General features: G+C 66.4%; 27 protein-coding genes. 25 read left to right on the top strand and 2 right to left on the bottom strand.

Features of this window, described 5'->3' with window-relative positions:
* Nucleotides 1–66 precede the first annotated feature (66 nt).
* The 4 genes from ACSQ9I_RS07155 to ACSQ9I_RS07140 all read left to right on the top strand — a co-directional run bounded on the left by ACSQ9I_RS07155 (nt 67) and on the right by ACSQ9I_RS07140 (nt 7,815).
* The gene (locus ACSQ9I_RS07155) at nt 67–6,033 is read left to right on the top strand and encodes an alpha-2-macroglobulin family protein (RefSeq protein ID WP_436312705.1); all 5,967 of its coding nucleotides are present in this window, start codon (nt 67–69) and stop codon (nt 6,031–6,033) included.
* Nucleotides 6,034–6,076: 43 nt separating this feature from the next.
* Nucleotides 6,077–6,655: a GNAT family N-acetyltransferase gene (locus ACSQ9I_RS07150; protein ID WP_436312704.1), complete on the top strand. Its 579-nt coding sequence runs from the start codon at nt 6,077–6,079 to the stop codon at nt 6,653–6,655.
* A 93-nt stretch (nt 6,656–6,748) separates the two neighbouring features.
* Entirely contained in the window at nt 6,749–7,054 is a 306-nt protein-coding gene (locus ACSQ9I_RS07145) for a DUF1330 domain-containing protein (RefSeq protein ID WP_436312703.1), read from the top strand.
* Nucleotides 7,054–7,815, top strand: coding sequence for a phytanoyl-CoA dioxygenase family protein (locus ACSQ9I_RS07140; RefSeq protein WP_436312702.1), 762 nt, complete (start codon nt 7,054–7,056; stop codon nt 7,813–7,815). Before ACSQ9I_RS07145 ends, ACSQ9I_RS07140 begins: the two co-directional genes overlap by 1 nt.
* 19 nt (nt 7,816–7,834) lie before the next feature.
* Here ACSQ9I_RS07140 and ACSQ9I_RS07135 read toward each other — a convergent pair whose 3' ends face one another.
* Nucleotides 7,835–9,178, bottom strand: coding sequence for an IS110 family transposase (locus tag ACSQ9I_RS07135; RefSeq protein ID WP_436312701.1), 1,344 nt, complete (start codon nt 9,176–9,178; stop codon nt 7,835–7,837).
* 347 nt (nt 9,179–9,525) lie between these two features.
* On the opposite strand from ACSQ9I_RS07135, the gene ACSQ9I_RS07130 reads away from it, so the two are divergent.
* The 19 genes from ACSQ9I_RS07130 (at nt 9,526) to ACSQ9I_RS07040 (ending at nt 17,880) form a co-directional block, all read left to right on the top strand.
* On the top strand, nt 9,526–9,960 hold the full coding sequence (locus ACSQ9I_RS07130) for a GFA family protein (protein ID WP_436312700.1): 435 nt from the start codon (nt 9,526–9,528) through the stop codon (nt 9,958–9,960).
* 63 nt (nt 9,961–10,023) lie between these two features.
* Nucleotides 10,024–10,413 (top strand): RidA family protein, encoded by a 390-nt coding sequence (locus ACSQ9I_RS07125; RefSeq protein ID WP_436303119.1) that lies wholly within the window; start codon nt 10,024–10,026, stop codon nt 10,411–10,413.
* Nucleotides 10,414–10,442: 29 nt separating this feature from the next.
* Entirely contained in the window at nt 10,443–10,946 is a 504-nt protein-coding gene (locus tag ACSQ9I_RS07120) for a DinB family protein (RefSeq protein WP_436312699.1), read from the top strand.
* Between the two features lie 23 nt (nt 10,947–10,969).
* On the top strand, nt 10,970–11,341 hold the full coding sequence (locus ACSQ9I_RS07115) for a cupin domain-containing protein (RefSeq protein WP_436312698.1): 372 nt from the start codon (nt 10,970–10,972) through the stop codon (nt 11,339–11,341).
* Between the two features lie 10 nt (nt 11,342–11,351).
* Entirely contained in the window at nt 11,352–11,903 is a 552-nt protein-coding gene (locus tag ACSQ9I_RS07110) for a DUF2867 domain-containing protein (protein WP_436303115.1), read from the top strand.
* Nucleotides 11,876–12,700 (top strand): class I SAM-dependent methyltransferase, encoded by an 825-nt coding sequence (locus tag ACSQ9I_RS07105; RefSeq protein WP_436312697.1) that lies wholly within the window; start codon nt 11,876–11,878, stop codon nt 12,698–12,700. Before ACSQ9I_RS07110 ends, ACSQ9I_RS07105 begins: the two co-directional genes overlap by 28 nt.
* On the top strand, nt 12,697–13,071 hold the full coding sequence (locus tag ACSQ9I_RS07100; RefSeq protein WP_436312696.1) for a DUF4406 domain-containing protein: 375 nt from the start codon (nt 12,697–12,699) through the stop codon (nt 13,069–13,071). The genes ACSQ9I_RS07105 and ACSQ9I_RS07100 overlap by 4 nt, the downstream gene beginning before the upstream one ends.
* Complete coding sequence (locus tag ACSQ9I_RS07095) at nt 13,052–13,537, top strand: DUF3592 domain-containing protein (RefSeq protein WP_436312695.1); 486 nt, start codon at nt 13,052–13,054, stop codon at nt 13,535–13,537. The genes ACSQ9I_RS07100 and ACSQ9I_RS07095 overlap by 20 nt, the downstream gene beginning before the upstream one ends.
* Nucleotides 13,538–13,550: 13 nt before the next feature.
* Nucleotides 13,551–13,964, top strand: coding sequence for a DUF3574 domain-containing protein (locus ACSQ9I_RS07090; protein ID WP_436312694.1), 414 nt, complete (start codon nt 13,551–13,553; stop codon nt 13,962–13,964).
* A gap of 28 nt (nt 13,965–13,992) precedes the next feature.
* Nucleotides 13,993–14,292 carry a DUF2277 domain-containing protein gene (locus ACSQ9I_RS07085; protein WP_436312693.1) on the top strand — a complete coding sequence of 100 codons (300 nt, stop codon included), beginning with the start codon at nt 13,993–13,995 and terminating at the stop codon, nt 14,290–14,292.
* Nucleotides 14,289–14,927 (top strand): DJ-1/PfpI family protein, encoded by a 639-nt coding sequence (locus ACSQ9I_RS07080; protein WP_436312692.1) that lies wholly within the window; start codon nt 14,289–14,291, stop codon nt 14,925–14,927. Before ACSQ9I_RS07085 ends, ACSQ9I_RS07080 begins: the two co-directional genes overlap by 4 nt.
* The gene (locus ACSQ9I_RS07075) at nt 14,924–15,343 is read left to right on the top strand and encodes a PaaI family thioesterase (protein ID WP_436303108.1); all 420 of its coding nucleotides are present in this window, start codon (nt 14,924–14,926) and stop codon (nt 15,341–15,343) included. The genes ACSQ9I_RS07080 and ACSQ9I_RS07075 overlap by 4 nt, the downstream gene beginning before the upstream one ends.
* A gap of 12 nt (nt 15,344–15,355) precedes the next feature.
* A complete protein-coding gene (locus tag ACSQ9I_RS07070; protein WP_436312691.1) occupies nt 15,356–15,805 on the top strand; it encodes a GNAT family N-acetyltransferase in 450 nt (149 codons plus the stop codon).
* Nucleotides 15,805–16,071 (top strand): hypothetical protein, encoded by a 267-nt coding sequence (locus tag ACSQ9I_RS07065; protein WP_436303107.1) that lies wholly within the window; start codon nt 15,805–15,807, stop codon nt 16,069–16,071. The genes ACSQ9I_RS07070 and ACSQ9I_RS07065 overlap by 1 nt, the downstream gene beginning before the upstream one ends.
* 7 nt (nt 16,072–16,078) lie before the next feature.
* The gene (locus ACSQ9I_RS07060) at nt 16,079–16,537 is read left to right on the top strand and encodes a hypothetical protein (RefSeq protein WP_436312690.1); all 459 of its coding nucleotides are present in this window, start codon (nt 16,079–16,081) and stop codon (nt 16,535–16,537) included.
* Between the two features lie 24 nt (nt 16,538–16,561).
* Nucleotides 16,562–16,861: an antibiotic biosynthesis monooxygenase family protein gene (locus ACSQ9I_RS07055; protein WP_093106780.1), complete on the top strand. Its 300-nt coding sequence runs from the start codon at nt 16,562–16,564 to the stop codon at nt 16,859–16,861.
* Between the two features lie 10 nt (nt 16,862–16,871).
* Nucleotides 16,872–17,141, top strand: coding sequence for a hypothetical protein (locus ACSQ9I_RS07050; protein ID WP_436312689.1), 270 nt, complete (start codon nt 16,872–16,874; stop codon nt 17,139–17,141).
* 23 nt (nt 17,142–17,164) lie between these two features.
* Nucleotides 17,165–17,578, top strand: a complete 414-nt coding sequence (locus ACSQ9I_RS07045) for a GFA family protein (protein WP_436312688.1) — start codon at nt 17,165–17,167, stop codon at nt 17,576–17,578.
* Between the two features lie 32 nt (nt 17,579–17,610).
* Nucleotides 17,611–17,880 (top strand): hypothetical protein, encoded by a 270-nt coding sequence (locus ACSQ9I_RS07040; RefSeq protein WP_436312687.1) that lies wholly within the window; start codon nt 17,611–17,613, stop codon nt 17,878–17,880.
* 11 nt (nt 17,881–17,891) lie between these two features.
* Here ACSQ9I_RS07040 and ACSQ9I_RS07035 read toward each other — a convergent pair whose 3' ends face one another.
* Nucleotides 17,892–18,116 (bottom strand): hypothetical protein, encoded by a 225-nt coding sequence (locus tag ACSQ9I_RS07035; protein WP_436292566.1) that lies wholly within the window; start codon nt 18,114–18,116, stop codon nt 17,892–17,894.
* Nucleotides 18,117–18,361: 245 nt separating this feature from the next.
* Between ACSQ9I_RS07035 and ACSQ9I_RS07030 the strand changes: the two genes are divergently transcribed.
* Both ACSQ9I_RS07030 and pbpC read left to right on the top strand, forming a co-directional pair.
* On the top strand, nt 18,362–19,267 hold the full coding sequence (locus ACSQ9I_RS07030; protein WP_436312686.1) for a polysaccharide deacetylase family protein: 906 nt from the start codon (nt 18,362–18,364) through the stop codon (nt 19,265–19,267).
* A 35-nt stretch (nt 19,268–19,302) separates the two neighbouring features.
* Nucleotides 19,303–21,486 (top strand): penicillin-binding protein 1C, encoded by a 2,184-nt coding sequence (gene pbpC, locus ACSQ9I_RS07025; protein WP_436312685.1) that lies wholly within the window; start codon nt 19,303–19,305, stop codon nt 21,484–21,486.
* Nucleotides 21,487–21,591: the final 105 nt, after the last annotated feature.

Genomic DNA, 21,591 nt, shown 5'->3' with positions numbered 1-21,591 from the left:
GCCTATGGCGTGCCAGGGGCGAAACCGCCGAGTTGCGCTACGCTCGCGCCCCGAAGGAGAAGTCTGTTGAAAACGAGAACGACAACGCGTGCCCTCGCGGCCGCCGCACTGGCCTTTATCTCTCTCGGCGCCCATGCGCTGCAGATCACCAGCCTCACGCCGCAGGGCGAGGTGGCGCGCATCCGGCAGGTGGTGGCCAAGTTCGACCAGGCGGCCGTCAACTTCGGCGACCCCAAGGCACCCGCCCCGCTGGCCGTGAGCTGCACCGACGCGCAGGCGGCCAAGGGCACCGGTCGCTGGGCCGGCGAGAAGCAGTGGGTGTACGACTTCGAGAACGACCTGCCGCCCGGCGTGCGCTGCACGGTGACACGGGTGAGTTCGTTCAAGTCGGCTTCCGGCGCCGACCTCACCGGCCCGGAGCGCTACCAGTTCAACAGCGGCGGCCCCTTCGTGCGCAACCACCAGCCGAGCTACGGCAAGATCGACGAAGAGCAGCAGTTCATGCTCGAACTCAACGGGCCGGCCACGCTCGAGAGCGTGCGCGAGAACGTATGGTGCCAGGCCGACGGCGTCGGCGAGCGCATTCCGGTCAAGCTCGTCGAGGGCGAGCAACGCACTGCCCTGCTCAAGGCCTTCAGCCGCGACAAGGAAGCCGAGAAGACGCCGCTGCGCTTCGTCACGCTGCAGTGCAATCGCACGCTGACGCCGGGCGGCCGCGTGCAGCTGGTCTACGGCAAGGGCGTCGCCACGCCCTCGGGCGTGCTCAACAACATCGAGCGGCGGCTCAGCTTCCAGGTGCGCGAGCCCTTCGCCGTGTCCTTCAGCTGCGAGCGCGAGAGCGCGCAGTCGGCCTGCCTGCCGCTCAAGCCGATGGTGCTGCAGTTCAATGCGCCGGTGTCGCGCAAGCTGGCGGCGCAGATCACGCTCAAAGGCGGCGGCAAGACGATCAAGCCGAAGTTCGACGACGAGAACGCAGCCGAGGATGCGGTGGTCGACTCGGTGAGCTTCCCACCGCCTTTCGCCGAGCAGACGCCCTTCACGATCGAGCTGCCGGCGAAGTTCGTGGATGCCTCGGGCCGCGCGCTGGCCTCGCCCGACAGCTTTCCGCTCAAGGTCGCGACCGGCGCCATGCCGCCGCTGGCCAAGTTCGCCGCCTCGCCTTTCGGCGTGGTCGAGCGCCTGGCCGAGCCCGGCGGCGCGGCGCTGATGCCGGTGACGGTGCGGCGCGTCGAGCCCGCGCTGCAGGTGCAGGCGCTCACCCCGGGCAAGGTCAGCGACATGAACCCGAAGACCGACGCCGAGATCATCGCGTGGTTCCGCAAGGTCCGGCGCTATGACAGCAATTACACGATCGACCGCAAGGAGGCCGCGCGCGACGTGAAGGGTGCGCTGCCCAAGGTGATCGACAAGGACGAGCGCGAGCGCATCCAGACCCGCATGGTCTCGTTGCTCGGCGGCCAGGCCAACGTGAAGACGCTGGACATGCCCAAGGCCGAGGGCGGCGATCCGCGGCCCTTCGAGGTGATCGGCATCCCGCTCACGCCCGGCTTCCACGTGCTCGAGATCGCATCGCAAAAACTCGGCGACGCGCTGCTCGACGAGCGCTACGGCACCGGCCGCACGATGTACGTGCGCACCACGGCGCTGGCCACCAACCTCGCGGTGCACTTCAAGCTGGGGCGCGAGAACGCGGTGGCCTGGGTCACGACGCTGGACAAGGGCAAGGTGGTGGCCAACGCCACCGTGCGCGTCTCGGACTGCAACGGCCGCGAGGTGGCTGCGGGCAGCACCGATGCGCGCGGGCTGGTGCAGCTCGCCGGCATCGCGCCGAACGCGCCGAGCTGCTCCACCGAAGACGACTACAGCGGCGACGCCTACTTCGTGAGCGCCCGCGCCAAGGACGACAAGGGCGTGGAAGACCTCGCCTTCACCTGGAGCGACTGGCAGCGCGGCATCGAGCCCTGGCGTTTCAACGTGCCGACCAGCCTGGAGCCGCAGCCCGACCGCGTCGCCCACACGGTGTTCGACCGCACGCTGCTGCGCGCCGGCGAAACCGTGTCGATGAAGCACCTGATCCGCACCCAGACCAGCAAGGGATTCGGGCTGCCGCAGACCCTGCCGGACACGCTGGTCGTGACGCATGTGGGCAGCGGCCAGCAGTACACCCAGCCGCTCAAGTGGCGCAAGACCGCGACCGGCGGGCAGAGCGGCGAGAACACTTTCGCGATTCCGTCCGCGGCCAAGCTCGGCGTCTACCAGGTCGAGCTCAAGAGCGGCAAGGAAGGCACGGACGGCGACCAAGGCGGCATGCGCAGCTCCAGCACCGGCCAGTTCCGCGTCGAGGAGTTCCGCCTGCCGGTGCTCGAAGGCCGCATCGCGCCCAGCGAGAAGAAACCGCTGGTGGCCGCGACTTCGCTGCCCACCGAGGTGCAGATCAACTACGTGGCCGGCGGCGCCGCGGCCAACCTGCCGGTGCGCGTGTCGGCGGCGGTGCGAGCCAAAAGCCTCTCGTTCGCCGACTTCGACGCCTTCAGCTTCTCGCCGCCGCGCAAGGATGGCCTCATCGCGGTCGACGCCGACGAATCCGATTCGGCCGCACAGGACCTGCGGGTGATCGCCGACAAGCTGCCGCTCACGCTCAGCAAGGACGGCGCCGGCAAGCTCACGATCGAGAAGATTCCCGTTGCCAAGGCCACGCCGCGCGAGCTGCTGCTCGAAGCCACCTACTCCGACCCCAACGGCGAGGTGCAGACCTTGCGCAGCGTGCAGACGCTGTGGCCCGCGGCCGTGATCGCCGGCATCAAGACCGAGGGCTGGGTCTCGACCAGCCAGAAGCTCAAGTTCCAGGCGCTGGCGCTTGGACTGAGCGGAAAGCCGCAGGAAGGCGTGACGCTCAACGTGCGTGCCATCGCGCGCATCACCACCACCAGCCGCAAGCGCATGGTGGGCGGCTTCTACACCTATGACAACAAGACCGAGGTCAAGGAGATCGGCACCGTGTGCAGCGGCAAGAGCGATGCGCGCGGCCTGCTGCTGTGCGAGGCCGAGCTCAAGGAAGCCGGCCAGGTCGAACTGATCGCCAGCGCCACCGACAAAGACGGCCGCGACAGCCGCGCCGCGAGCTCGGTCTACGTCACGAAGCAGGGCGAGCTCTGGTTCGGCGGCGAGGACCACGACCGCATCGACGTGCTGCCCGAGAAGAAGAGCTACCAGCCCGGCGAGACGGCCAAGTTCCAGGTGCGCAGCCCCTTCCGCTTTGCGACTGCGCTGGTGTCGGTGGAGCGCGAGGGCGTGATCGAGACGCAGGTGGTGCAGCTCAACGGCCAGGATCCGACGGTGAGCCTGCGGGTCAAGCCCGAGTGGGGGCCCAACGCCTACGTGAGCGTGCTCGCGCTGCGCGGCCGGCTGCGCGAAGTGCCGTGGTACAGCTTCTTCACCTGGGGCTTCAAGGCGCCGCGCGAATGGTGGACCGCCTTCTGGTACGAGGGCAAGGAGTACGTGGCGCCGACCGCGCTGGTCGACCTGAGCAAGCCGGCCTACCGGCTGGGCCTGGCCGAGATCCGCGTCGGCACGCAGGCGCATCAGATCGAGGTCAAGGTGTCGAGCGACAAGCCCAGCTATCCGGTGCGCGGCAAGGCGCTGGTCACCATCTCGGCCAAGCTGCCCGACGGCAAGCCAGCCGCCGGCGCCGAGGTGGCGCTGGCCGCGGTCGACCAGGCGCTGCTGGAACTGATGCCCAACGACAGCTGGAAGCTGCTCGAAGCCATGCTGCAGCGGCGCAGCTGGGGCGTGAGCACCTCGACGGCGCAGATGGAAATCGTCGGCCGTCGGCACTACGGCCGCAAGGCTGTGCCCGCGGGCGGCGGCGGCGGCAAGGGCCAGACGCGCGAGCTGCTCGACACCCTGCTCTTGTGGAACCCGGCGGTGGTGCTCGACGCCAACGGACAGGCCACGGTGACGGTGCCGCTCAACGACGCGCTGACCACCTTCAAGATCGTCGCGGTGGCCGACGCGGGCACCGGCCTGTTCGGCACCGGCCAGACCTCGATCCAGGCCACGCAGGACCTGCAGATCGTCAGCGGCCTGCCGCCGCTGGTGCGCGAGGACGACCAGTTCCGCGCCCAGATCACGCTGCGCAATACGACGCAGAAGGCGATGAAGGTCGAAGCCACGCCGCGTGCCACGCTCCTCAAGCTGGAGGCGCAGACGGTCGATATCCCGCCCGGCGAGGCGCGCGAGCTCGCATGGAGCGTGACCGCGCCCGCGCAGCTCGCGCAGACGCGCGCCGAGGCGCTGCTGTGGGAGATCGAGGCCAAGGACACGATCGGCGGCGCGCGCGATGCGCTCAAGCTGCGCCAGCGCATCGTGCCGGGCGTGCCGCTGACGGTGCAGCAGGCCACGCTGGTGCAGCTCGACGGGCCCTTCACGCTCGACGTGGCGCCGCCCGCCGACGCCCTGCCCGGCCGCGGCGGCTTGAAGCTTTCCCTGCAGCCCCGGCTGGCCGAAGGCCTGACGGGCGTGCGCGACTGGTTCGCCGCCTACCCCTATGCCTGCCTGGAGCAGAAGGCCAGCAAGTCCATCGGCCTGCGCGACGGCAAGGCCTGGCAGACGGTGGTGGCGCAGCTGCCGAGCTACCTCGACAGCGACGGCCTGGCCAACTACTTCCCGCCGCGCGACGGTGAAGCCAACCGCGGCAGCGACATCCTGACGGCCTACCTGCTCGCGGCCACGCACGAAGCGGCGGCGCTCGATCCGGCCTTCGCGCTGCCCGATGCGGCGCGCGCGCCCATGGAGCAGGGCCTGATCGCCTTCGTCGAAGGCAGGATCCAGCGCGAGTTCTGGAGCCCGCAGAAGGATCTCGACGTGCGCAAGCTCGCCGCACTGGAAGCGCTCTCGCGCTACGGCAAGGCGCAGGGCCGCATGGCCGGCAGCATCACCATCGCGCCCAACCAGTGGCCGACCAGCGCCGTCATCGACTGGCTCAACATCCTCAAGCGCGTGCAAGACGTGCCGCAGCGCCAGCAGCGCATGGCCGAGGCGGACAACGTGCTCAAGGCGCGCCTGTCTTATCAAGGGACCAAGCTGGTCTTCAGCACCGAGCGCGAGGACTACTGGTGGTGGCTGATGACCAACGGCGACGTCAACACCGCACGCCTGCTGCTCACCGTGCTGGACGATCCGGCCTGGAAGGACGACATCGGCAAGCTGGCCACCGGCTTCATCGGCCGCCAGCAGAACGGCGCGTGGCACACCACCACCGCCAACCTGTGGGGCGGGCTGGCGCTGGAAAAATTCTCGAAGCAGTTCGAAAGCGCGCCGGTCGCGGGCATCACCGCGGCCAACCTCGGCGCCATCAAGGCCCAGGTGGACTGGCGCAAGGTCGAGCGCGTCAAGACCAGCGACGCCGACGGCGCGCCGAACCAGACCACGGCCTTCGGCGCCCCCGCCTCGCCGGGCAACCTGCGCAACAACGCCATGTTCCTGCCCTGGCCGGCATCGAACGCGGCGCGCGACACTTTGCTGGTCACGCAGTCCGGCAGCGGCAAGCCCTGGCTCACGCTGCAGTCCATCGCTGCCGTGCAGCTCAAGGCGCCTTTCGCGGCCGGCTATGCGATCAAGAAGACCATCACCCCGGTCGAGCAGGCCGTGCAGGGCATCTACACGCGCGGCGACGTGCTGCGCGTGAGCCTGGAAGTCAACGCCAGCGCCGACATGACCTGGGTCGCGATCACCGACCCGATCCCCGGCGGCGCCACCATCCTCGGCGGCGGCCTGGGCCGCGATTCGCAGATCGCGACGCAGGGCGAGAAGCGCTCCGGCGCCGGCTGGCCGGCTTTCGAGGAACGCAGCTTCGAGGCCTTCCGCAGCTACTACCAGCACCTGCCGAAGGGGGCGGTGAAGATGGAGTACACGGTTCGCCTGAACAACGTCGGGGACTTTGCGCTGCCGCCGAGCCGGGTCGAGGCCTTGTATGCGCCGGAGATGTTCGGGGAGGTGCCGAATGGGCGGGTGAAGGTGGAGGCGGCGAAGTGAAGAGTGGCCCGCGCATGCCGACATGGCGCCCTGAGCAGGCCCCATGAAGCTCACAGTCCTGCCCCTCACGCCCGAGCGCTGGCCTGACCTCGAAGCGCTGTTCAATGCCAAGGGGTGCTCGGTGGCTCGTGGGTGCTGGTGCATGCACTACCGCCGAAGCGGCGCTCACGGAGCCTTGCCCTCAGGGACAACGCGTGCTCACGCCGATCGCGCGGACCTGAAAGAACTCGTGGACGCCGGCACGCCACCAGGCCTCATCGGCTATCGCGGCAAAGTCCCGGTCGGCTGGGTATCGCTCGGCCCACGCGAGGAATATGCCAGGCTCAAGCGCTCACCCGTGATGAAGGCGGTCGACGACCGGCCCGTCTGGTCGATCATCTGTTTCGTTGTGCCATCCGAGCATCGCGGCCAGGGCGTGGCGCAGGCGCTCCTCGACGGAGCCATTGCCTACGCCAGGAAACAGGGCGCCAAGCTGCTCGAGGCCTACCCCGTGGACAAACCCGGCCGGGCCAATGACGATCAGATGTGGTTCGGTGCCAAGTCGATGTACGACCGCGTGGGCTTCAAGGAAGTTGCGCGTCGCAAGCCGCAGCGACCCGTCGTGCGCCTCAAGCCCACTTGAGCCGTCAACGTCTCAGGTGCCTCAAGTTTCCGCGTTGAGTTGCCGGCCTCCCGGCAATTGAGCAAGAATTCCTGCGATCGAAGGAGAACGCAAATGCCAAAGGGATACTGGATCGCCCGGGTCGACGTCGCCGACACGGAGGCCTACAAGGCTTACGTCGAAGCCAATGCAAAGCCTTTCAAGATATTCGGGGCGCACTTCCTCGTGCGCGCCGGCCGCTTCGAGAATCCCGAGGGCACCAGCCGCACGCGCAACGTCGTGATCGAGTTCCCGTCGTACCAGGCTGCCCTCGACTGCTGGAAGTCGGCCGAGTATCAGGAAGCGCTCAAGTTGCGTGTGCCTGTTTCCACCATCGACCTGGTCATCATCGAGGGCTACGACGGTCCGCAACCGTCTTGATGCCAGGGCCGCATGTGACCCGGCCAACCTGTCGTTTCAGCGAATCACCTCGTCCGATCGGTTTCCGTTCGCAGGCCGATTCGTTCGCGGCTGAAGGCTTCTCGCTCGTCCCGGACGTGCTACGGGCAGAAGAATGCGAATCCATCTCTGCCCACTTGCAACCCAGCACACCCTCAGGCGGCACGCGTTGCCTGCTGCCGCAATCGTGGTGCGCCTCGCTGGCGCGGCGCCTTCGCCAGCACATGGCTCCATCCTTGCTGGTTCCGACAGAGCATGTTGCCGTCCAATGCACGTACTTCGAGAAGTCCCTCGCACACAACTGGCTGGTGCCCATACACCAGGATCTCAGCATTCCCGTCGCTGATCGGGTCGACGAACCAAGCCTTCGCGGCTGGTCGGAAAAGGAGGGATCGCTCTTCGTTCAAGCGCCTGTCGACCTCCTGGAGCAATTGGTCGCCGTGCGCGTCCATCTTGACGCCTGTACAGCGGATGACGGCCCTCTTCGTGTTGTCCCTGGTTCGCATCTTCACGGCCGCATTGAGCCCAACGTTGCCGTTCTCACCCGCAACGCAGCCACAGAGATGAGGTGCCAAGCCGAGCAAGGAGCGGCCCTCGTCATGCGCCCCCTGCTGTTGCACGCGTCGTCCAAGGCCGCAGGCAAGAGCCGCCGTCGCGTCCTACACTTCGTCTTCGGCCCGCGTTCACTCCCGCATGGTCTGCGGTGGCAGTATGCGGTCTCTCAAGAAACACCGCGCAAGTGATTGATTCTTAACGGTGTATTCATGCGGATTGAGCGACGGGCACGATCTGCATGCCGAGTTTCTTTGCGCGTTCGGTGAGGTTTCGCAGCACGCGCTCGCGGTAGCGCGCCTCGAAGTAGTCTTGCCCTGCATCGGTGTATTCCTCGCCCTTGGTGAGCATCGCGTAGATCAGCCGTGCGAGTTTGTGAGCAGCGGCAGTGACAGCTTTTCCTTTGTCCATGCGTGAGCACAGACGCCGGAAGTACGCACCCAATGCCGAGTGACTGGAGCGCAGCGCGGCGGCTGCCAGACGCAGGGCCTGTGCGGCGCGGTTGGCGCAGCGCTTGGTCTTGCCGCTCATCACCTTGCCTCCGGTGATCTTCGTTCCTGGACACAAGCCCAGCCACGAGGCGAAGTGTTTGTCGCTGGGGAAGCGTGCCAGGTCGGCACCGATCTCGGAGATGACGACCAGTGCAGTGGTGACGTCAATGCCATCGATGCGGGTCAAGTCCACCCCGCACATCTGGAACAGTTGCTTGCGTAGATCGAACCTCGGGGCATTGCGAGCGCGGCCACGCTTCTTGCCCTTGGCGGGGTCGCCATCGTGGGTGTGCAGGCGCTGCAGTTGGGCCTCGATCTCGCTGTCGCATTGGCCGAGCTGGGTGCCGCAGAAGTCGAAGGCGTCCAACGCCTGCTTGAGTGCGAACAGATGTTCTGCGCGCCAACTGCCCTGCAAGCTGGCGGCGATCTCGCTCTCGCTGGCGTGAATGCGGGAGTTCTTCAGTGCGGCGAGCTTGCGACCGTCGCGCTCGCCAGCCACGATGGCGCGCAGGATCTTCTGTCCGGTCTCGCCGGCCACATCGGAGATGGCGTTGGCCAGTTGAATGTTCATCTGCGTCAGCGCCTTTTGCATGTGCTGCACATGGCGTGCCTGAGTGCGCAGGATCGTGGCGCGCTGGCGGGTCAGCGCACGCAGTACGCAGACCTCATCGGCCGGGCGGAACGCGCCGCGCAACAGCCCGAAGCTCATGAGTTGTTGCAACCACTGGCAATCCATGACATCGCTCTTGCGCCCCGAGACGTTCTTGACGTGACGCGCGTTGACCAATAACACGGTGAAGCCGCGCCGCTCCAGCAGTTCAAACAGCGGTATCCAGTACACGCCGGTGGACTCCATGGCCACGATGTCCACGCCGCAGGCATCGAGCCAGTCGCCCAGGCGCTCGAGATCGGCGGTGAAGCTCTTGAATTCGCGCACGGGCTCGTCGTCGCGCTCCGGTGGCACCGCACAGAAGTGCGAGGCACAGCCGATGTCGATGCCGGCCGCGTTGGGGTGGGTGAGGCTGAGACCGCCTCGGGAGATCATCCGGTTGCGTTGCGCCATGGGGTCCTCCATGATTGAGGTTGGAACGTGGCGCCGGATCGGGTACGTCGTCTTGATCACTCTCTCAAACGGGATATCGCCGTGCGAGCCAACAACCCGCATGACGATTCACCAATGTCGATGACGCAGCCCAAGACCACGCTAACCCGCGGGCAATTTGCACCATTGCTGCTTCGGTCTTCCCCGGCGCCACGCTCCACCGTGCCACGATCTGGCGCGACACGCCACGTGTTTCTTCGGGGCGATTTGCGGCGCAAGCGGGCCGATTACTTCGCTAACCCATCAATCAAGCAGACGCCCAGCGGCGCCGCTTGCGTCAACCCTTAGGCGCTTTCTTCACACCCCTCATGAAAGCACCCGCACCCATCGTCGCAACCGGCGGCTGCTGCTGCGGAGCAGTCCGGTTCCGCTGTGGGGGCACACCACGAAGTGTCGTCCAATGCCATTGTGGGCAGTGCCGTCGTTTGAGCGGCGCCGCGTTCACCACCTGGGTGAGTTTCGCCAAGGAAGCACTCAGCCTCTCAGGGCAGGCTTCTCTTTCAGTCTTCCAGGCCACCGAGAATGTCACGCGCCACTTTTGCAAGGTCTGCGGCTCGCACGTCTACACCAGCGACGCTCGCTTCTCCAATGTAGTTGGCGTTCCCGCGGGCGCTATCGAGGGCGAGCTACCGGCCAAACCCTCCGCTCACTACTTCGTCAGCCACAAGGCAGCATGGCACACCATCAACGATGCCTTGCCTCAGTTCGCAGGAGAGTCAGGTGTCGAGCCACAAGATGCCTGAACTTCTTTCGATAAGAACGCCTGCCTTCGATCTTTTCCTCCACTTCACCTCGATGGATACCCCATGACCCGAAAACTCATCAGCTCCGGTTCCACCTTCGAAGAGCAGATCGGCTACTCGCGCGCCGTCGTCGATGGCGACTGGGTGTTTGTTTCAGGCACCACGGGCTTCGACTACGCAACGATGACCATCTCGGACAGCGTGGTCGAGCAGGCCGAGCAGTGCCTGAAGAACATCGAGTCCGCGCTGCAGCGGGCCGATGCGAACATGAAGGACGTGGTGCGTGTCACCTACGTGCTGCCGAACGGCGCCGAGTTCGAATCATGCTGGCCGGTGCTGCGCAAGTACTTCGGCGAGGTGCGCCCGGCGGCGATGATGATCTCTGCCGGGCTGGCGGACCCGCGCATGAAGATCGAGATCGAAGTCACGGCCCGGAAGCGTTCACAAGCCTGAGGCCGGCAGTCGCAGCTCACGCAATTCTCATGAACCCCATCACGCTCCACGCACTCGAAAGCTTCCCACAACAGCTGGAGGCGCACTACGCCGCCATTCCGGCGGCGTTCAAGCACTGGGCACCGCCGTCCTGGGATGGCGTGCCCAGCGAAGCATTCACCGCCATCGAGCAGGTCTGCCATGTGCGCGACATCGAGATCGAGGGCTATCACGTGCGCTTCCAGCGCACGCTGAATGAGTCCAACCCCTTGCTCGCATCCATCGAAAGCGAGGAGCTTGCCAAGTCGCGCTCCTACGCCACGGCCGATACGGCCGCCGTCTTTGCCTCTTTCAGGGAGGCACGAACGAAGACCCTCGCGCTCATCACCGGCTTGAGCGACGAACAGTTCGATCGCACCGCGGAGTTCGAAGGCTACGGCCCGTTGTCGCTGCGCAGCCTGGTGCACTATCTTTGCAGCCATGACCAGCAGCACCTGGCGGGGCTGCAATGGCTGCTCGGGAAGATCGAAGCCTCGCGTGTTCGCTCCAGTTGACGCTCACCCCACAGAAAGAATCCATGCCGAATGTCGCCTCCCCCAAGCAGGTCGCTGCTTCGCTCACCGAGTTCTGGTCGCCGCGCGTCGTCGCGGAGGTCGATGACGCCTACATCAAGGTCGCCAAGGTTCGCGGCTCGCTGGCCTGGCACAGCCATGAGAACGAGGACGAGCTCTTCCTCGTGCTCAAGGGTCACTTGCGCATCGAAATGGAAAGCGGCCCGGTCGAGCTCGGCGAAGGCGAGATGTTCGTCGTTCCCAAGGGCGTGCGCCACAACCCGGTGGCCGAAGAGGAATGCCATCTCATGCTGATCGAGCGCAAGTCGACGCTGCACACGGGCGATGTCGTTACCGAGAAGACCCGCTCGCTGAGCGAGCAGTTGCGTCCCGTGTGAGCGCCTCCCCATGCATGACAACGATTGGTCCGTCGCCTCCGTGGCGCTTCCCAGCGAATCACGCGTCGCTCGCGCGTACGCGACGACGGACCTGGCCGACGCCTACGCGGTCCGCCTGCCGAAGGATGCGATCACCGATCCCGAGCTGCTTGCGCGTTTTCTCTTCTCCCAGCAAGCGCCGTGGGTAGCAGGCCTGATGCGAATCCGTGACACGCTCGTTGCCGGCTTCGGCCTCAAGACCTCGGGGCATCTGAAAAGCCCTTCTTCCAGGTCGCGCAACGACCGCATCTCCATCTTCAAGATCTATGAGAAGGGCACGCACGAAATCCTGCTGGGCGAAGACGACAAGCACCTGGACTTCCGGGTGTCGGTGTTGCACCAGACGCGGACCGTCGCCACGGAAAGCGCGCCCTACCTGGTCGTGTCCACCGTCGTGCATTGCCACAACCTCCTGGGGCGCACGTACATCCGGCTCATCGCACCCTTCCATCGATTGGTGGTTCAGTCCATCATGCGCAGAGCCGCTCGTGCCGGGTGGCCGGCTCTTTCGCGAACCGAGTGAGGGGTAGCCCGCACATGACGGACTTCTACGACGAACTCGCTCCCTTCTATCACCTGATCTACCAGGACTGGGATGCCAGCGTTCGCCGGCAAGGCGAGCAGCTCTCCAAGCTCATCGAGTCCGAATGGCCAGGCCACAGGAGCGTGCTGGACGTGTCCTGCGGAATCGGGACGCAAGCCATCGCGCTCGCAGAGCGTGGCTATTCGGTGACCGGCTCGGACCTGTCCGCCAAGGAGATCGAGCGAGCAAGACATGAAGCGCGCGCCAGGAAGATCGATATCGATTTCTCGGTGGGCGACATGCGCGAGGCTCACGCTCTTCACGGCTCGCGATTCGACCTGGTCATCTCGTGCGACAACTCCGTGCCGCACCTGCTCACCGACGATGATCTTCTGCTTGCGTTCCGGCAGATGTTCGCTTGCCTGCGCACGGGTGGTGGATGCATCATTTCCGTCAGAGACTATGCGCTGGAAGCGCGAGGCAAGAATCTCGTCAAGCCCTATGGCGTTCGCACCGAGAACGGCAAGCGCTATCTGCTGTTCCAAGTCTGGGACTTCGTGGGCGAGCACTACGACCTGAGCTTCTTCTTCATCGAAGAAGATCTCTCCACTCTGGAAGTCGAGACATACGCCATGCGGTCGAAGTACTACGCCGTTTCCATCGACAAGCTCTGCGAGCTGATGCACAAAGCCGGCTTTCAGGACGTCAAGCGTGTCGATGGGGCTTTCTATCAGCCCCTCGTGATCGGAACCAAAGCCACCGAGCAGAACCGCCTGCCCAACAGGAGTGAAGGGTGAGCCCCCAGATGATCCTGGTCGCCGGCCCCTACCGTTCCGGCACGAACGACGACCCTTTGCTCATCGCCCGGAACGTCGCGGCGATGACCGAAGCCTCGCTCCAGTTGTTCCGCGCCGGCCACCTGCCCGTCATGGGCGAGTGGTTCGCGCTTCCGCTCATCGAGCACGCGGGCTCCAAGCGCATTGGAGATGCCGTGTTCAACGAGATCTTCCACCCCATCTCGCGCAGGCTGGTCGCCCAGTGCGATGGCTGCCTGCGCATCGGCGGTGCGTCTGCGGGCGCCGACGAGATGGTGGCCCTCGCCAGGCAGCACGGAAAGGCCGTGTACTACGCGCTCGAGGAAATACCCGGTGCCGACACGCCGCTATGACATCGCCGTGGGTGGTCTCGTCATCCTGATCGCGGCCTTCTATTTCATCTACGCCGCGCTCGGTTCCTACGTGCGGCAGTCGCAAGCGCATTCCTCCTTCATCCCCGTCGGCGCAACGGTCGTCGAGGCCTCGGTTCGATCCAGCGGCAGCACGGCGGCCACGCATGGCGGATCCTTCTCGCCGCGCATCGTCTACCGCTACAACATGGGCGGTAAGGCGTACCAGAGCGATCGCTACTTCTTTGCCGGCGACGGATGGCGCGATGCCGCTTCGGTGGAGGCGGTCGTGGCGCGCTTCCCGGTGGGAAGCTCGGTGCATGTGTATGTGGACAAGGCCGATCCCACGCAGGCCGTGATCGACAGAAGCAAACCCCGGCTCGGCGTGCTGCTGTACCTGCTTCCCATCGCAGCTCTGGGGCTTGGCTTTTTGGCCTACGGCTTGCGCAAACGAAAAGAGACGCGCTAAAACGCGGGGCGTGATGTCCCTCGACCGCTTCGCGCTTATCACTGTACTGGCGGCCATGCTCACCGCATGTGCGCCGATGCACGGCACCGGCTGCGCAAGCGGAGAGCAGGCGCTCGTCCACGATTCGCTGTTCTTCGGTACCGGCAAACCCCGCGGCGGCGTGGTGACGCCCGCGGAATGGGCCGAGTTCCTGAAGGGCAACGTCACGCCGCGCTTTCCGCAGGGCCTGACCGTGTCGCCCGCGTCAGGGCAGTGGCGCGGCGCCGATGGCGCGATCGTTCAAGAGGCGTCGCAGGTGCTCCAGCTCATTCATCCCGACGACACGGCCAGCGAGAGCGCCGTGCAGGAACTCGTCGCGGCGTACAAGGCGCAGTTCCAGCAGGAGGCCGTGCTGCGCGTCAAAGCGATGGCCTGCGTATCCTTCTAGACTTGAAGACCGAACTCATGGAGCGACCATGTGCAGAAACATCAAGACGCTGTTCAACTTCGAACCTCCCGCGACGGAAGATGAAATACGGGCTGCGTCCCTGCAGTTCGTGCGCAAGCTCAGCGGCTTCAACAGCCCGTCCAGGCTCAATCAGGAGGCTTTCGACCGCGCGGTGGAAGACGTCGCGACCGCGGCCCGCGTCCTGATCGAGTCGCTGGTCACCACCGCCGATCCGCGCGACCGCGAGATCGAGGCCGAACGGGCGCGCGCCAGGTCGGCGAACCGATTCGGGGCGCAGCCATACCGGCCCTTGAAGGAAGCTTCATGAACTTCGGCATGCTGGTCTTCGAGCAAGTCGAGGAGCTCGACTTCGTGGGTCCGTGGGAAATGCTCACCATGTGGAGCCGGCACGCCGACGGCCCGCAGAACTGCCTCATCGTGAGCCAATCGCCCGGGCCCGTCACTTGCGCGAAGGGCCTGTCGATCAACCCGCATGTGTCCTTCGCCGATTGCCCCGCGCTGGACTACCTGCTCGTTCCAGGGGGTCAAGGCACGCGCCGGGAAGTCAACAACCCCGTGTTCGTCGACTTCGTCGCCCACCAGGCAAAGAACTGCAGAGCGGTGATGTCGGTCTGCACCGGCGCCTTCGTGCTGCACGCGGCCGGCCTGCTCTCGGGCAGGAAGGCAACGACGCACTGGGGCTCGCTGGAGCGCCTGCGCGCGCTCGGCGATGTCGAGGTGCTTGAGCAGCGCTACGTGCAGGACGGCAAGGTCTGGACGTCGGCGGGCGTTTCCGCCGGTACCGATCTGATGCTCGCCTTCATTGCCAGCGAAGCCGGTGAAGAGGCTGCCGGCAAGGTGCAGTTCGGCGCGGAGTATTACCCCTCTTCCACCAGGTACGGCGGCTACGAGAATCATGCGCAGGCACCGGCCTACATCAAGAACACGAGAGCCGACCCATGACAGCCCAGCCGCTCCCCTCCGTCGAAGCCGTCCAGCAGATCCTGAACCCGCTGTTCCCTGGCCTGATGGGCGTGCGCATCGTCGCGCTCGAAGCGGAGCGCGTGGTGGCCGAGCTCGCCGTGCGGCCCGATCTCTGCACCACCGGCGGCATCCTGCATGGCGGGGCCTACATGGCCTTCGCCGACACGCTCGGCGCGGTCGGTACCTTCATCAACATGCCGCAGGGCAAGCGAACGACGACCACGGACTCCAGCACCAAGTTCATCGGCGGCGCGCGCGCGAACACGACGATCACGGGCGAATGCCTCGCCCTGCACCGCGGGCGGACCACCATGGTGTGGCAGACGACGATCCGCTCCGCCGAAGGCAAGCTGTGCGCCGTTGTCACGCAGACGCAGCTGGTCATGGATGCCTAGCGGCAGAGCTTCATGAAAGGCACATCCGTCGTCGTGAGATTGCTCGGTCCCGAAGAGGCCGAGGTGCTTGCGAACGTTGCGCCGGACGTGTTCGACTTCGATGTGCAGTCGAAGCTCGCCGAGGAGTTTCTGAACGATCCGCGGCACCATCTGGCGGTCGCGCTGGATGGCGAGCAGGTCGTGGGCATGGCTTCCGGCGTCCACTACATCCACCCCGACCAACGTGCGCAGCTCTTCATCAACGAGGTCGGCGTCGCGCCCAGCCACCAGCGCCGGGGCATCGGCCGCCGGCTGGTCGCGGCATTGCTTTCGCGCGCCAGGGCGCTGGGCTGCACCGAAGCCTGGGTTGCCACGGAGCCGGACAACGAGGCGGCTCGCGGCCTGTACGCGGCGGCGGGCGCCATCGAAGATCCGGAGCCGTTCGTCCTCTACGCTTTTCCGTTGAACCGGAAAGGACCTTGATGCGCACGCTGATCTTCATCGTCGGAGGGTTCGTGCTTCTTGCGGCATGCCTGGGTGCGGCAAAACTCCTGTCCAACGGCCTCGCGGATGCCATGCGCACGGCGACCATTGCCTTCGTGGCGCTCTGGTTCGTGATCGCCGCGGTCAACATGTGGATCGGGGTGGCGAAGGCCGGCTATTCGGTGGCCGAGGAGCTGCCGATCTTTCTGCTGATCTTCGGCCTGCCGGCGGTCGCCGCCGTGCTCCTCAAGTGGAAAGTCCTTTGAGACTGCCATGAACCAGGAACTCTCACGACTCGCGGCCGAACTCGGCATCGATGCGCAGCAGCACGAGCCGCTTCGCCTCGCCTTCGGTCTTGCCTGTGTTCGCCGCGTACAGCACCTGCTCGAAGACCCCAGAGCGATCGACGGCGTCTCGGTTCTGGCGGCCTTTGTCGAAGGCCGGTCGGATCGGGCCGCGCTGCTCCAGGCCGCGCAGGAGACCGCGGCCGTGGCCAACAGCCATCGCGGCTCCAACTCGATCGACGGCTCGGCCCATGCGGCAGTCTCCGCGACCTACGCCGTGGCCAAGGCACTTGCCGGGCAGGCTCTCGAAGCGGCGGGCTATGCTGCCTATGCCTCGGTCTATGCCTATGGCGGCTATGCGGTCAACGACCCGACGGCCTTCGAAGCCGAGCACACTTGGCAGGTTCAAACACTCAGGGAGCTGGCTCACTCGTGCACCTCAGGTTGAGGCGCGCACCATGGAGGTCCACTCATGATTTCGCGTCACTGGCGAGGCTTGGCGAAGCCGGCCCAGGCAGATGCCTATGTCGAGCATCTGCGCATCGAGACCTTTCCGGCGCTGAACACGATGCCCGGATTCATCAGCGCATCGATATTGCGTCGCTCCCAGGCGCTGGGTGTGGAGTTCCTGGTCGTCACCCAGTGGGCATCTCTCGAGGCGATCCACGGTTTCGCGGGCGAGGATGCGGAGACGGCTGTCGTTCCCCGGAAAGTACAGGACATGATGGTGGAGTACGACCGAAGCGCTCGCCACTACGAAGTGGTGTTGTGAAGGAGGCGGCATGGACACCGATCTGGACAACATGTCGCGCGACCAGCTGGTCGCCGAAGTGAAGAAGTTGCGCCATGGCATCCGCGAACATCGCGACAGCACGGGCCACGCGCTGTGCTGGCATCACCCGGCCTTGTGGGCGCTGCTGCCCGAGCGCTCGGATCCGGTCCCTGTCGTGCCCGACTGGCCACAGTTCCTCCGGGGCTGCCTGCGCTACCGCGAATCGTTGGACAAACAGCTTCCGCAAGCGCCCCGTAGCAGCGAACCCTACCGAGACTGACATCTGCAAGAAAAGGAGACTTCGTGCCAAACCCCTCTGTTCTCGAAGGCGGCTGCCAATGCGGCTCGGTTCGCTACCGCATCACGGGCGATCCAGTGATGGCGGCGCTGTGCCATTGCTCGATGTGCCGGCGCGCGAACGCAGCGCCGGCCGTGGCCTGGGCGATGTACCAGGAATCGCAGGTGGTTTTTCCCGACAACGGGCCGGCCCTCTACGAGTCGTCGCCGGGTGCGCGCCGCGGGTTCTGCGCGCGCTGCGGCACGCAGATCAGCTTCACCGCGGGCTACATTCCGGGGCTCATCGACATCACGATCGGCAGCCTGGACGACCCCGGCCGGGTGCCGCCCACGCTCCACTACTGGGAGTCGAAGCGCCTGCCCTGGGTGCACTTCGCCGACCCCCTGCCCCGCTACCCGGAGTTTCCGCCCACGGAGTAGGCAGTATCCCTGCGTCAAGAAGGAGAGCAATCATGACAGTCCTGGTTACCGCAGAAGTCCAAGGCCAAACCCGGCAGGGTTACGAAGGCATGTTCAGCGCACTCTCCGACGGTCTCAAGCAGGCGCCGGGGTTCGTGCTTCACGCAGCGCATCCCATCGAAGGGGGCTGGCGAATCATTGAAGTGTGGCAATCGAAAGCGGAGGCGGATCAGTTCTTCGCGAAGCAAGTCGCCCCTCACCTGCCGCCTGGAATTCACCCCAAGCGTTCAATCCAGGAGCTTCACAGCCTGCTGAGGTCTTGATCGACGATCGATCAATAGCGGTACGGATTCCCCGGCCGGCTGTCGTAGCGATTCGGCACACCGTCTCCATCGCGATCGCGGTCGTAGCGGTTGGGTATGCCGTCGCGGTCCCTGTCGCCATAGCCCTGTCCCGGCGCGCCGTGATAGCGCGGCGGCGGGCGGCCGCTGTCGTAGGGGACGGCCACGCAGCCGGCCAGGGTGGCGGATGCAACGAGCAGTGCGAGCAGTGTTTTCATTTGGTTCTCCTTGAGTTTCGGTCGATCGGGTAGACCCGACGAAGCCATCATCGGCTGCGCCGGTGTCCGGCCGGTATCCGCCCTTCGCCTTTGCGTGAAGCTGGTTACCGGATGTGCCCATCCAAGATGCTCAGTACGCCGCGCTGCCGCAACCGGCGCGGGCACCTGTTCGCGAGTAGGCCCAGACCGCTTTCATGCATCGGCATGCAACTTGCGGCGCTTCGAAAAGCAACCCGGAAGCATCGATGAACACCCGCTACCCCGGCCCGCTGCCCGCGCACGGCCGCTTCGACTACCAGCCCATCACGCGCCGTGTCGATCATGCGTGGCCGAATGGCGCGCGGCTCGCGGTCTATATCGGCTTCAACCTCGAGCACTTCGCCTTCGGCGAAGGCATGGGGGCCTGCATCGGTCCTGCGGCGCCGCATCCCGACGTGCTCAACTACGCGTGGCGCGAATACGGCAACCGCGTGGGCGCGTGGCGCTGCCTCGAACTCTTCGACAGCCTGGGCCTCGCATCGAGCACGCTGCTGAACACCGCTCTCTATGACCACTGTCCCGAACTCGTGGCGGCCTCGGTCGCGCGCGGCGACGAGCTCATCGGCCACGGTCATACCAATTCCGAGCGCCAGGCCGACATGGATGAAAGCGCCGAAGCCGCCCTGCTCGCGCAGTGCCGCGCACGCATGCGCGAGGAAAGCGGCCGGGCGCCGGTGGGCTGGCTTTCGCCGTGGATTTCGGAAAGCCGACTCACGCCCGACCTGCTCGCCGAGGCCGGCTACGGCTACACGCTCAACTGGTGCCACGACGACCAGCCGGTGCCCATGCGCACGCGCAGCGGCCGCACGCTGTGGTCGGTTCCCTACCCGCAGGAGCTCAACGACATCCCGATGATCGTCGCGCGCCAGATGGACGCCAAGGACTTCGCGCAGATGATCATCGACAACGCCGACGAGATGCTCGAACAGTCGCGCCGCCAGCCGCTGGTGATGGGCGTCGCGCTGCACCCCTACATCGTCGGGCAACCCTACCGGCTGCGGCACCTGCGCCGCGCGCTGTCGCACCTGGCGCGCATGCGCGACCGGGGCGCGGTCTGGTTCACCATGCCGGGCGCGATCTGCACGCACGTGCAGCAGGTGGCCGCCGGCTAGGACGCGGTGGCTGGCTGTGGCAAGCTAGCGGCCCCATGCCACGCACCCGAGCCGCCCTGCTGGCGCTGACAACACTGCTTGCCGTCCTCGCCGGCGAGGCGGAGGCATTTGCCAGCTTCGACGAAGTGCGGCGCGAGTTCCGCCCCTCGGACACGCGGGTGCTCGACCGCAACGGCGAGCTGCTGCAGCGCGTGCGCACCGACCCGCAGGTGCGCCGCGGCCAGTGGATCGCGCTGGCCGAGGTGTCGCCGGCCCTGCGCACGGCCATGGTGCTGAGCGAGGACAAGCGCTTCTACGCGCACAGCGGCGTCGACTGGCGCGCGGTCTCGGCCGCGGCCTGGGGCAATGCGTGGAATACGCGCACGCGTGGCGCATCGACCATCACGATGCAGCTCGCGGGCCTGCTCGACGACGATCTGCGGCGCGGCAGCGGCGGGCGCAATCTCACGCAGAAGCTCGGGCAGACCGTGGCGGCGCAGCAGCTGGAGCGCAACTGGCGCAAGGACCAGATCCTCGAGGCCTACCTCAACAGCGTGCCCTTCCGCGGCGAGATCGTCGGCATCGATGCCCTCTCGCGCACGCTGTTCGGCAAGGCGCCGCACGGGCTCGACGCGCGCGAGGCGGCGGTGGCGGCGGCGCTGGTGCGCGCACCCAATGCGAAGCCGGCGCTGGTGGCGCAGCGCGCCTGCGAGGTGTTGCGGGCGATGGAAGCGGGCACCAAGGTGGATTGCGAGGCGCTGGATATGTTTGCGAGTGCGGCTTTGCAGCGCAAGTCCTTCGAGGCGAGCGAAGGAATCGCACCGCATCTGGCGCGCCGCGCCCTCACCCCAACCCTCTCCCTCTGGGAGAGGGAGCAAGACGGGATCCGCACGACGCTGCGCGCGCCCTTGCAGCGCTTTGCACTTACCACGCTGCAACGCCACCTGCGCGAGCTGCGCGGCCGCAATGTCGAGGACGGCGCGCTGGTGGTACTCGACAACGCGAGCGGCGAGGTGCTGGCCTGGGTCGGCTCCTCGGGCGAGCTGAGCCGCGCGGCCGAAGTCGACGGCGTGCTCGCGCAGCGCCAGCCGGGCTCCACGCTCAAGCCGCTGCTCTATGCGCAGGCCATTGCCGAACGGCGGCTCACGGCGGCCTCGCTGCTCGACGACTCCTCGGCGCAGATCAGCACCGCGAGCGGGCTGTATATCCCGCAGAACTACGACCGCCAGTTCAAGGGCCATGTGTCGGTGCGCACCGCGCTGGCGGCCTCGCTCAACGTGCCGGCCGTGCGCACGCTGGTGATGGTGTCGCCGGCCTCCTTTGCGCGCCAGCTGCGCGCGGTGGGCTTGCCGCTCGCGCAGAACGGGGACTACTACGGCTACAGCCTGGCGCTGGGGAGTGCGGAGGTGTCGCTGCTGGGGTTGACGAATGCGTATCGGACGCTGGCGAATTGGGGGAGGGTTGGGGAGACGCGGTTCTTGATGGCGCGCGTGCCCCCATCCCCGCCTTCCCCCAGAGGGGGAAGGAGCGACAGCCCTGCGATCGATCCGCGTGCTGCGTTCATCGTGGGCGACATCCTCAGCGACGCCAATGCGCGCGCCCGCACCTTCGGCCTCGACAGCGTGCTCGGCACGCGCTTCTGGAGCGCGGTGAAGACCGGCACCAGCAAGGACATGCGCGACAACTGGGCCATCGGCTGGTCCGAGCGCTACACGGTCGGCGTGTGGGTCGGCAATGCGAGCGGCGCGCCGATGTGGGATGTGAGCGGCACCAGCGGCGCGGCGCCCGTGTGGGCCGAGCTGATGGGCTTTCTGCATCGCAACGAAGCCAGCCGCGCGCCCGCGCCGTCGCAGGGCCTGGTGCGCTCGCGCGTGCGCTTCGGCGACGAGCTCGAAGCGGCGCGCGACGAATGGTTCATTGCGGGCACCGAGCAGCCGCTGTTCGCCATCCCCGGCGCCGCGGCCGAGTCGGCGCCGCGCATCACCGCGCCTTCGGACGGCACCATCATCGCGCTCGACCCCGACATCCCGCCGCGTCACCAGCGCGTGCGCTTCGAAGCCGAAGGCCGTGGCCTGCAGTGGCGCATCGACGGCAAGCTCTTCGCGCGCGGCAGCAGCGCACAGTGGCTGCCCTGGCCGGGCCGGCACGTGGTGGAGCTTGTGGATGCGCGCGGCCAGGTGCTCGACCAGGTCAAGCTCGAGGTGCGCGGCGCCGGCGTCGTGGCCAACGCCAAGCGCTAGGGCGGCAAGCTGATCCTGAGGGCGCTCAGGACACCGGTGTGCGCCGAAACCCTGAACCGCGTGTCCTACGCCGGCTTGGGACATTTGCGCACCCTGGCGTCGGAC

Origin of the sequence: Variovorax sp. LjRoot84 (assembly GCF_964254305.1) — a bacterium.
In the GTDB taxonomy this organism is placed as follows: Bacteria; Pseudomonadota; Gammaproteobacteria; order Burkholderiales; family Burkholderiaceae_C; genus Variovorax.
Note: the sequence above shows the minus strand (reverse complement) of the source record. Positions and strands in the feature narration are given on the sequence as shown.

Excerpts from the sequence above, each read along its gene's own strand:
- ACSQ9I_RS07060 (WP_436312690.1), top strand. The coding sequence starts at position 16,079 with ATGAACCAGGAACTCTCACGACTCGCGGCCGAACTCGGCATCGATGCG.
- ACSQ9I_RS07115 (WP_436312698.1), top strand. The coding sequence starts at position 10,970 with ATGCCGAATGTCGCCTCCCCCAAGCAGGTCGCTGCTTCGCTCACCGAG.
- ACSQ9I_RS07130 (WP_436312700.1), top strand. The coding sequence starts at position 9,526 with ATGAAAGCACCCGCACCCATCGTCGCAACCGGCGGCTGCTGCTGCGGA.
- ACSQ9I_RS07125 (WP_436303119.1), top strand. The coding sequence starts at position 10,024 with ATGACCCGAAAACTCATCAGCTCCGGTTCCACCTTCGAAGAGCAGATC.
- ACSQ9I_RS07040 (WP_436312687.1), top strand. The coding sequence starts at position 17,611 with ATGACAGTCCTGGTTACCGCAGAAGTCCAAGGCCAAACCCGGCAGGGT.
- ACSQ9I_RS07145 (WP_436312703.1), top strand. The coding sequence starts at position 6,749 with ATGCCAAAGGGATACTGGATCGCCCGGGTCGACGTCGCCGACACGGAG.
- ACSQ9I_RS07030 (WP_436312686.1), top strand. The coding sequence starts at position 18,362 with ATGAACACCCGCTACCCCGGCCCGCTGCCCGCGCACGGCCGCTTCGAC.
- ACSQ9I_RS07050 (WP_436312689.1), top strand. The coding sequence starts at position 16,872 with ATGGACACCGATCTGGACAACATGTCGCGCGACCAGCTGGTCGCCGAA.
- ACSQ9I_RS07065 (WP_436303107.1), top strand. The coding sequence starts at position 15,805 with ATGCGCACGCTGATCTTCATCGTCGGAGGGTTCGTGCTTCTTGCGGCA.
- ACSQ9I_RS07085 (WP_436312693.1), top strand. The coding sequence starts at position 13,993 with ATGTGCAGAAACATCAAGACGCTGTTCAACTTCGAACCTCCCGCGACG.
- pbpC (WP_436312685.1), top strand. The coding sequence starts at position 19,303 with ATGCCACGCACCCGAGCCGCCCTGCTGGCGCTGACAACACTGCTTGCC.
- ACSQ9I_RS07140 (WP_436312702.1), top strand. The coding sequence starts at position 7,054 with ATGCCAGGGCCGCATGTGACCCGGCCAACCTGTCGTTTCAGCGAATCA.
- ACSQ9I_RS07150 (WP_436312704.1), top strand. The coding sequence starts at position 6,077 with ATGAAGCTCACAGTCCTGCCCCTCACGCCCGAGCGCTGGCCTGACCTC.
- ACSQ9I_RS07110 (WP_436303115.1), top strand. The coding sequence starts at position 11,352 with ATGCATGACAACGATTGGTCCGTCGCCTCCGTGGCGCTTCCCAGCGAA.
- ACSQ9I_RS07090 (WP_436312694.1), top strand. The coding sequence starts at position 13,551 with ATGTCCCTCGACCGCTTCGCGCTTATCACTGTACTGGCGGCCATGCTC.
- ACSQ9I_RS07070 (WP_436312691.1), top strand. The coding sequence starts at position 15,356 with ATGAAAGGCACATCCGTCGTCGTGAGATTGCTCGGTCCCGAAGAGGCC.
- ACSQ9I_RS07135 (WP_436312701.1), bottom strand. The coding sequence starts at position 9,178 with ATGGCGCAACGCAACCGGATGATCTCCCGAGGCGGTCTCAGCCTCACC.
- ACSQ9I_RS07055 (WP_093106780.1), top strand. The coding sequence starts at position 16,562 with ATGATTTCGCGTCACTGGCGAGGCTTGGCGAAGCCGGCCCAGGCAGAT.
- ACSQ9I_RS07035 (WP_436292566.1), bottom strand. The coding sequence starts at position 18,116 with ATGAAAACACTGCTCGCACTGCTCGTTGCATCCGCCACCCTGGCCGGC.
- ACSQ9I_RS07080 (WP_436312692.1), top strand. The coding sequence starts at position 14,289 with ATGAACTTCGGCATGCTGGTCTTCGAGCAAGTCGAGGAGCTCGACTTC.
- ACSQ9I_RS07120 (WP_436312699.1), top strand. The coding sequence starts at position 10,443 with ATGAACCCCATCACGCTCCACGCACTCGAAAGCTTCCCACAACAGCTG.
- ACSQ9I_RS07075 (WP_436303108.1), top strand. The coding sequence starts at position 14,924 with ATGACAGCCCAGCCGCTCCCCTCCGTCGAAGCCGTCCAGCAGATCCTG.